The 8,250-nt window shown below is 46.9% G+C and carries 6 protein-coding genes; 3 read left to right on the plus strand and 3 right to left on the minus strand.

Features of this window, described 5'->3' with window-relative positions:
* Nucleotides 1-181 precede the first annotated feature (181 nt).
* The gene (locus H6F50_RS16825; protein WP_242029071.1) at nt 182-643 is read left to right on the plus strand and encodes a DUF4383 domain-containing protein; all 462 of its coding nucleotides are present in this window, start codon (nt 182-184) and stop codon (nt 641-643) included.
* 277 nt (nt 644-920) lie between these two features.
* On the opposite strand, the gene crtD is transcribed toward H6F50_RS16825, so the two are convergent.
* Complete coding sequence (gene crtD / locus H6F50_RS16830; protein ID WP_190429589.1) at nt 921-2,450, minus strand: C-3',4' desaturase CrtD; 1,530 nt, start codon at nt 2,448-2,450, stop codon at nt 921-923.
* A 48-nt stretch (nt 2,451-2,498) separates the two neighbouring features.
* Complete coding sequence (locus H6F50_RS16835; protein WP_190429590.1) at nt 2,499-4,154, minus strand: ATP-binding protein; 1,656 nt, start codon at nt 4,152-4,154, stop codon at nt 2,499-2,501.
* A gap of 639 nt (nt 4,155-4,793) precedes the next feature.
* Between H6F50_RS16835 and H6F50_RS16840 the strand changes: the two genes are divergently transcribed.
* Together H6F50_RS16840 and H6F50_RS16845 are read left to right on the plus strand one after the other, a co-directional pair.
* Nucleotides 4,794-6,092 carry a pitrilysin family protein gene (locus H6F50_RS16840; protein ID WP_190429591.1) on the plus strand — a complete coding sequence of 433 codons (1,299 nt, stop codon included), beginning with the start codon at nt 4,794-4,796 and terminating at the stop codon, nt 6,090-6,092.
* Between the two features lie 102 nt (nt 6,093-6,194).
* On the plus strand, nt 6,195-7,058 hold the full coding sequence (locus tag H6F50_RS16845) for a fructosamine kinase family protein (RefSeq protein WP_190429592.1): 864 nt from the start codon (nt 6,195-6,197) through the stop codon (nt 7,056-7,058).
* Nucleotides 7,059-7,255: 197 nt separating this feature from the next.
* Here H6F50_RS16845 and H6F50_RS16850 read toward each other — a convergent pair.
* On the minus strand, nt 7,256-8,250 hold a 995-nt coding region (locus tag H6F50_RS16850; protein ID WP_190429593.1), incomplete at its 5' end, for a S41 family peptidase.

Below are 8,250 nucleotides of genomic sequence, written 5' to 3' on the forward strand. Positions count from 1 at the left end.
CAAGCGATCAGTGTAGGTTGGTAGTCTAAGTTGGCTACAGTTGTACGATCGACTACATTCGCCTTTAACATAAACCCTTTCTCTGGGTAGATTCAAGACCTCTTCCTTAGGAAAGGCGAATGAGCTGATAATCCTGCTTAGATTAAATACAAATTTGTACGGGAAGTTAATGATGAAAGGCATGAACCCAGCGCAAAAATTTGCGTTAATTATCGGCATTTTCTTTTTCCTTTGTGGTGTAATGGGATTTATTCCCGCCTTTGTGAAAGCGCCTACGGTTACGCCTGATATGGCGGGTCTTGGATACACAAGTGGATACGGTTACTTACTGGGGTTATTCCCCATCAATGTCTTACATAATGTTGTTCACCTTGTCGTAGGACTTCTGGGAATTTTTGCATCCATCGCCTTAGACAGTTCTCGTCTCTATAGTGGACTTTTGGGAATTTTCTATGGGGTGCTAACGCTAATGGGGCTTTTTCCGGCTACCCAGTCAACCTTGGGCTTGATCCCAATCTTTGGCAACGATGTCTGGCTTCATGCAGTCACCGCCGCGATCGCAGTGTACTTTGGCTTTTTTGCTACACCGGATTTGTTGGAACTAAGCACGCCACAACAGGGCGGTACTCGTAACGAGGGCTAAAAAAGGGTAGCGTTTAATAGCGGGTCGATTGTCGAATCCGATTAAGTTTTACGTCGCTGATTGCCTTACAGAAAATCAGTATGCCTTTACCTTAGCCGAGGTATTCTGGTTTTCTGTAAGCTTTAAACGGAATTACCGCGCATATTAATAACACTTAGATCCAGTCCTAAATGATTCGTAAACGCGAGATCCCCGACTTCGAGAAAGAAGTCGGGGAGCTGAAAAGCTGGCTCACAACTCAAATAGGATTGCTATATTTGTAACACTTGCATCTGAATCAATTCTTGGTATTTTCGATTTGGCGCACCACGGTGAGGGCGGAGTAGCTGACGCCTGCGGTTCCTTCGCCGGGATGGGTGGAATCTCCTACTAGCCACAAATGATTGACGGGTGTGCGATTGGCAAAGCCAAAGGGGCCAAAGGTAGAAACTCGCTGACCAATTCCGCCAACAATACCGCGATCGCGTGCTGTGAAGCGGGCAAAGGTGCGGGGTGTAGCGGCTTCTTGATGGACGATGTTTTCTGGTGTCAAGTGAAAAAATTGACTCAGGCGGGCGATCGCTTCCTCGGTATATTGTTGCTTTCGCTGTTCATAATCTTCAGATTGCCACCAATTCCGAGTGTCAACGAAGGAAGACGCAATGATAGTTGCTTTACCTTCTGGGGCGCGACCATCTTTAGGGTGGCTCACTGAGACAAATAGGGAGTTATTTTCTCCAATCGGGCCGTCATAATCGTAGAGAAACTGCAAATGAGGCGGACATCCTGAGGGAATCGCACTTCGATCGACACCGAGATACACTACAAATGCTCCCGACGATGGGGGAAGTTTATCGACTCGACGACGATAGCGATTTTGGGTTTTGGGTTCCGAACTAGGAATTCCTGCTGGTATCTCGGCTTCCAAAAGTTGCACCAAATTTTGCGCGGTGACATTGGCAACAACGTGGTCGGCGGGTTCCGTCCAGACAACGCCGGTTTTTTGATTGCGAATGACGACACCAGTGGCTTTGCCATTTGTGGTGTGGATACGTTCAACGGTGTGACGCATCAACAGCTTGCCACCGTCTCGCTCTAAGGAGGAGACTAAGCGATCGCTCAACACCTGCATACTGCCTTGGAGATGAAATAGTCCCTGCGGCTCTTGGGACACACTCAACGCAGTCGCTGCATAGAGCAGAGCCGTTTCCTCCGCATCTACCTGAGAATAAAGCTTGAGCTGCAAATCGAGAAACGTTCTCAGACGCTGATTATCGCCCAATCCATACCCCCGCAAAGCGTCCCCGACTGTCAAAAAAGTGTAGGGCAAAGTAATCAATGTATCGGGACGAACCGCCGATACCAGTTGCCATAAGTCCCACAAATTTCGCGGCGGTAGCACCGGATCGCGCGATTGAAATGCAAAGCTGGCTCGGAATAAAGTCGCCAACAACTCCCAAAATGGTTCGCTTCCGGGAAACTGCCGAATTCGCTCCGCCTTCCACTTTTGGGGGTCGCGCCAGACGTTAATCGGTTCAGTTTCTCCCGGTAGATACACGGCACAAGCTGGATCGCAAGGCGTCGCCGCGGGTATCTCAATTTCTAGTTCCTGAAAAATCCGGTGATGAATCCCCCCCGGTTCCAGTCCAGCCACCTGAGTCGCTCCCACATCAAAGGTAAATCCTTTGCGTTTGAAGGTGGAAGCACATCCCCCAGGCACCAGAGCTTGATCCAAAACTAAGACTGAGTAGCCTCGACGAGCCAGTAATGCCCCAGCCGTGAGACCACCAATTCCAGCACCGATAACGACAACATGACAGCTTGGCATGAATTGAGAACGAGGATTCCCTCTTCCGAGACTTAATATTACGTTACATTAAGTTTCGGCTTCCTGACAGGTTCGCGCTCGACGATGAACAATCGGGATTTCAATGTAAAACTCTGTTCCTTGTCCGGGTTCTGAGGAACACGTTAGAACCCCGCCGTGCTTCTCGACCACAATTTGATGGCTAATGGATAAACCCAAGCCTGTCCCCTTGCCAACAGGTTTCGTGGTGAAGAAAGGGTCAAATAGTCGTGTTATCGCCTCTGGGGGGATGCCAGAGCCATTATCTCGAATCCGAATCACCACCTGAGGACAGTCATTAATTTCGACAACCTCAGTGCGAATTCTAATCGAAGCAACTGGCACTTGAGTATTGGAAATGGGGGGAGTTTGACCTAACTCAAGAGAGTGGGCATGCAAATTCTCGATGGTTGCGATCGCTAAGTGCTGATAGCTGTACGCCTCTAAAACATCAATCGCATTGTTGAGGATATTCATAAACACCTGGTTCATCTGTCCAGCATGACACTCCACAAGCGGGAGATCGCCGTACTCTTTGATCAGCTCAATTCCCTGATTTCCCCCCTTTGCTTTCATTCGATGCTGTAAAATCAGCAGCGTACTATCTAACCCCTCATGAATATCGACCGCCTTCATTTCTGCTTGATCGAGCCGAGAAAAATTCCGCAAACTCAGAACAATCTGGCGAATGCGGTCTGCCCCTAGCTTCATGGAAGAGAGTATCTTCGATAGGTCTTCTATGACAAAAGTTAGATCGATATTTTCCTTATACGCTTCGATTTCTGGGACTGGATCGGGATAATAACGCTGGTAAAGTTGTAGAAGATGCAGCAAATTTTGGGTGTATTGATCTGCGTAAGCGAGATTGCCGTAAATAAAGCTGACTGGATTATTAATTTCGTGAGCAACACCCGCAACTAACTGCCCCAGACTGGACATTTTTTCGTTCTGAACCAGTTGGGATTGACTGCTTTGCAACGTCTGCATCGCTTTTTTCATCTGGACTGCTTGTTGTTGCAGAGACGCGATCGCGCTGCTTTGTGCAGCTTCCGATTCTCCTAAAGCCTCCAGCGCTTGCTTGCGCTCGGTGATATCTTCGGAAATGCCCAACAAATATTGGGGAATTCCCGATTCGTCGAAAATCGGGATTTTTTTAGTGTGCAGAATCCTCAAACCTTGATGTTTTGTCTGGATTGGCTCTTCCAGAATCTCCAGAAGTTTCCCAGATGCCAACACTTCGCGATCGCGACTTGTGAAGAAATCAGCTTGCTCTGGCGGGAAAATGCCATAGTCGTTCTTGCCTAACACTTCTCCCGGAGAATAACCAGTGAGTTCTTCGCTGGCTTTGTTCCAGAATACAAACCGCAATTCATTCACTTCTTTAATAAAAATTCCAATTGGCAGATTTTCTACGATGGAATTCAATAAATCATGAGTATGTGCCGTTGCTTTTTGTGCCCGTTCGCGTTCAATAATTTCCCTTTCTAATTGTTGATTTGTCTGCAATAAGTTTTTAGCACGATCTGCCAAAACTTCCAAATTGGCGTTCGCTCTTTCCAACTCAGCCTTAGCCTGAGCTAGTTGATTTTTCGTGTTTTTTTGGATTCGGAAGTTTTCAACCAGGAGCGAGTAGTAACGCCTCAGAGCCATGAAAGCTCCCACAACTAAAGCCATGATTGGAACCATGCCTCCCTGAATTCTCAGTATCATTAGGGAGCCGTTTTGCCCACCAAAGACTAATGTTAAAAGCTGCACTGAATGTTCTATAGCACAGCTCAAGAAGATTGCTACAGTTACGAGTACTAATGGATTGCTGAGTAGATGCTGCCCTCGGAGAAAACCGCGATAAATCAAAAACGCAGTTGTATAATAACCCGCTGCAATGATGGTATTTGTACTTCCTGAAAATCCACTCAGCATGAGTACAACTGACTCCAGTTAAATGAAGCTTTAGTTTGGTCTATCAGACTAAACCATAGTATCTGTCTCTAGACTGATAAAGCCTCTGGAATTCTTAAATTTATCTAAAAATACAGAGTTTCTTCCGAGCTTTTAAAAATTTAAAATAAATCTTTCATAATCAAGGTATTTCCCAATACATAAATAAACAAATTTTAATCAATAAGGCAAATTTTAAAGAATGATTGACTTTCTTAATTAACTTGAAAAAATGGCACGGAAAGGAAATATGTGTTAAAGGCGAAAGGAGCGGGCAACTTTTTAAAAACATCTAGAGAGCGATCGCGCAATGCTGGGGAGCTGGCTGAGGAGACAGGTGCAGACTGAGTAAGATAAAAGGAGAAATAGTCCAGCGCCGAAGAACACATGACCTCAACTCTGCTCAAATCTACGCCACTCAACGCCCCGACTCTCCACCGCCTACCTAACGGTTTAACGATTGTGGCGGAGCAGATGCCCGTCGAAGCCGTTAACCTAAACGTGTGGATTAATGTCGGCTCATCCGATGAGCCAGACCCCATCAACGGCATGGCTCACTTTCTAGAACACATGGTGTTTAAGGGGACGCCAAGGCTCAACAGTGGAGAATTCGAGCGACTGATTGAAGAGCGGGGTGCCGTAACAAACGCAGCCACCAGTCAGGACTATACCCACTACTACATCACAACAGCTCCCAAAGATTTTGCCCATTTGGCACCATTGCAACTAGATGTAGTGCTAAATCCCAGCATTCCAGAGGATGCCTTTCAAAGAGAGCGATTGGTCGTTTTAGAAGAAATTCGCCGCTCGGAAGACAATCCTCGCCGCCGGACTTACCAGCGGGCGATGGAGGTGGCATTTGACACCCTGCCCTACCGCCGTCAGGTACTCGGCCCAGCAGCGGTGATTGAGCAGCTGACGGCGCAGCAGATGCGCGATTTCCACGCCAGTCAGTATCAACCCAAATCGATAACAGCGGCAGTTGTGGGCAATTTGCCGGTTGAGGAATTAATTGAAATTGTGGCACAGGGCTTGACGGAGATAGGCGTCAGCACTCAAGAGCCAGAAGTCGAAAGTCAGGAAGCGATCGCTTCAACCCTTACTCCCGAACCTGCTTTTAGGGAAATTGTCCGCCGCGAGTATGTTGATGAAAGCTTGCAGCAAGCGCGGTTAGTGATGATGTGGCGAGTGCCTGGAATGACGCACTTATCCGATACTTACGCGCTGGATGTGTTGAGTGTGATTCTGGGACAAGGTCGGATGTCGCGGCTGTTCCGAGATTTGCGGGAAGATAGGCACCTGGTGACGAATATTGGGGTGAGCAATATGAGCCATCGGCATCAAGGCGTCTTCTATATTGGGGCGCAGTTGCCGGTAGAGAATTTGGCAGAGGTGGAAGCGGCGATTCTGGCTCATATTCGCACCCTCCAGACAGAACCCGCGAGTGAGGCAGAGATTTCCCGTTTCCGGACGCAAGTAGCGAATCGGTTTGTCTTTGGCAATGAAACGCCGAGCGATCGCGCTAACTTATACGGCTACTATCAAACCATGATGGGTGATTTGGCTCCAGCATTGAATTACCCGGCTCGGATTCAAGCCTTGGAAGCGGCGGATCTCCAGTCAGCAGCTCAACAGTATCTCTCTTGTGATGCTTATGGTGTGGTTGCGATCAAGCCAGCTAGCTAGGTTTTTTTAACGCAAAGGTACGCAAAGGTTAACGCAAAGGTACGCAAAGAAGTCAATCTTGTTTCGCGTACCTTCGCGTGACTCTGGGTTAAAATTTCTCCCATGTGGACAGAAATAGACGCTCAAATTACTCGCCTAACGGGTGAAAAGTTTCAAAGTCAGCAGCGGCAGTCGGTGAGTGGTGGTTGCATCAATCAAGGCTATGCTGTCAGCGATGGGCAACGCACCTACTTCATCAAAATCAACCAAGCGTCTTTGGTTGATATGTTTGAGGCGGAGGCGCTGGGACTCCAGCAAATGCAGGAAACTCACACGATTCGGGTTCCAAAACCGATTGGCTGGGGCACCAGCGGGAATTCTGCCTATATCGTACTGGAGTGGCTGGAAATGGGGCGCGGCGACACCCATTCTTGGGAAGAAATGGGACGGAAGTTAGCGGCGATGCACAAATGCGCTGGAAAAGATGCTTTTGGCTGGGACAGAAATAACACCATTGGTTCCACGCCGCAAATCAATAATTGGACAGCAGATTGGGCGGAATTCTATGCCAAGCATCGTCTCGGCTATCAATTTCAGTTAGCAAAGCGTCGCGGCGGTCATTTTCCCCAACAGGAGCAATTGCTGGCGGCAATTCCCGAACTGTTAGCGGATTATCGCCCTCAACCATCCCTAGTTCACGGCGATTTGTGGGGGGGAAATGCAGGCTTTACGGCATCGGGAGAACCCCTCATTTTCGATCCGGCGGCCTATTATAGCGATCGCGAGGTTGATATCGCCATGACAGAACTTTTCGGTGGCTTCCCCGCAGCCTTTTATCGCGGCTATAACGAAGTATTTCCTCTAGATCCAGGCTACGAGCGTCGGAAAACACTCTATAATCTCTATCACATCCTTAATCACTTCAATTTGTTTGGCGGCGGCTACAGTTCGCAAGCCAATGGGATGATTGAGCGTATTTTGAGATAGTAGAAAGAGATATAGCAATCCTAAATAAGTTGTAAACTCTCTCTTTCTATCTTTTCTTCGTGCTCTATAGCGCTAACGCGCATGGCTCCGCTAGGGCGTCTTTGCGGTTCGTTTAAAAAAATATGTTCGCAAATCAAATAGGATTGCTATAGTAGAAACGCGATTAATCGCGTCTCTACTAGAGGTTATCAATGCAATTATGCCCCTCGATTCTGATTCTTAACAGCTTCAGCTAGAACCTCTAAAGCTTTCGCTTTTTGAGGGTCGCTTCCCTGAGCATATTCTAACTGGAACGGCACTGCGATATCTGGTTTCACGCCCTTGCCTTCTAAGCGTTCTCCATTCACATAAATATCAACGACCGCCAGATAAAGAAGGTTTCCATCTTTGAGCAAGAAAGGACGAGCCGCAACAACTGCGCCTGCTGTTTGACTCCCAACGACTTTTCCAATTCCATACTGCTCAAAACCGTAAGCTAAAATTTCCTTTCCGCTTCTGGTTCCCTTATTCACCAGCATCACAACGGGTTTTCTCCATTGATAATCCAAGGTAGTTTTTATTCCATCTCTAGGAATTTGGGTTAATACTGGAACTTTTTCGGAAAAAATACTTAGATAATTCGGAGTAGCTCCACCCCAGCCATCTCTTAAGTCTAAAATCAACCCATCCGCGTCTTTAAGCCGTCCATAAGCAATTTCTTCTTCCAGTAATTCCTGATATTGATCGCCAGCATACGACCAAATATGGACATAACCTAGTTTTCTACCATTGCTTTCGATGATTTCAATACTCGACCGCATTGCGTCTAAGAAAACTGTAGTAGGTTTTATTATTTTTGGAACTACAGTTACATTCTTATTGCTATTTGAATCTGGAGTTCGTTGAATTGATATACTGACTTGTTTCCCTGCCTTATTAACAAAAGATTCGATTGGCTGATACGGATTGCCATCAACTGCTAATATTTGGTCGCCTACTTTGAGTCCCGCTTGAGCAGCAGAACTGTTATCAAGAATAGCAGTGATAAAGGTCTTCCCATCGATCTCTTTAGTGAAAGCTCCAATTCCGGTGTACTCTAAGCCTTTGGGAAATAACTTTTGTATTTTTTCTAAGAAATGACCTTGATTAAATATACCCAAAAGTTGGTAGTAAGCGGGTTGTGACTTCGGATAAAAGCCTATATGAGAAGTAT

It is taken from the genome of Coleofasciculus sp. FACHB-712, from assembly GCF_014695635.1.
In the GTDB taxonomy this organism is placed as follows: Bacteria; Cyanobacteriota; Cyanobacteriia; order Cyanobacteriales; family FACHB-T130; genus FACHB-T130.

Coding starts and splice junctions, on each gene's coding strand:
- H6F50_RS16825 (WP_242029071.1), top strand. CDS start 182: ATGAACCCAGCGCAAAAATTTGCGTTAATTATCGGCATTTTCTTTTTC.
- crtD (WP_190429589.1), bottom strand. CDS start 2,450: ATGCCAAGCTGTCATGTTGTCGTTATCGGTGCTGGAATTGGTGGTCTC.
- H6F50_RS16835 (WP_190429590.1), bottom strand. CDS start 4,154: ATGGTTCCAATCATGGCTTTAGTTGTGGGAGCTTTCATGGCTCTGAGG.
- H6F50_RS16840 (WP_190429591.1), top strand. CDS start 4,794: ATGACCTCAACTCTGCTCAAATCTACGCCACTCAACGCCCCGACTCTC.
- H6F50_RS16845 (WP_190429592.1), top strand. CDS start 6,195: ATGTGGACAGAAATAGACGCTCAAATTACTCGCCTAACGGGTGAAAAG.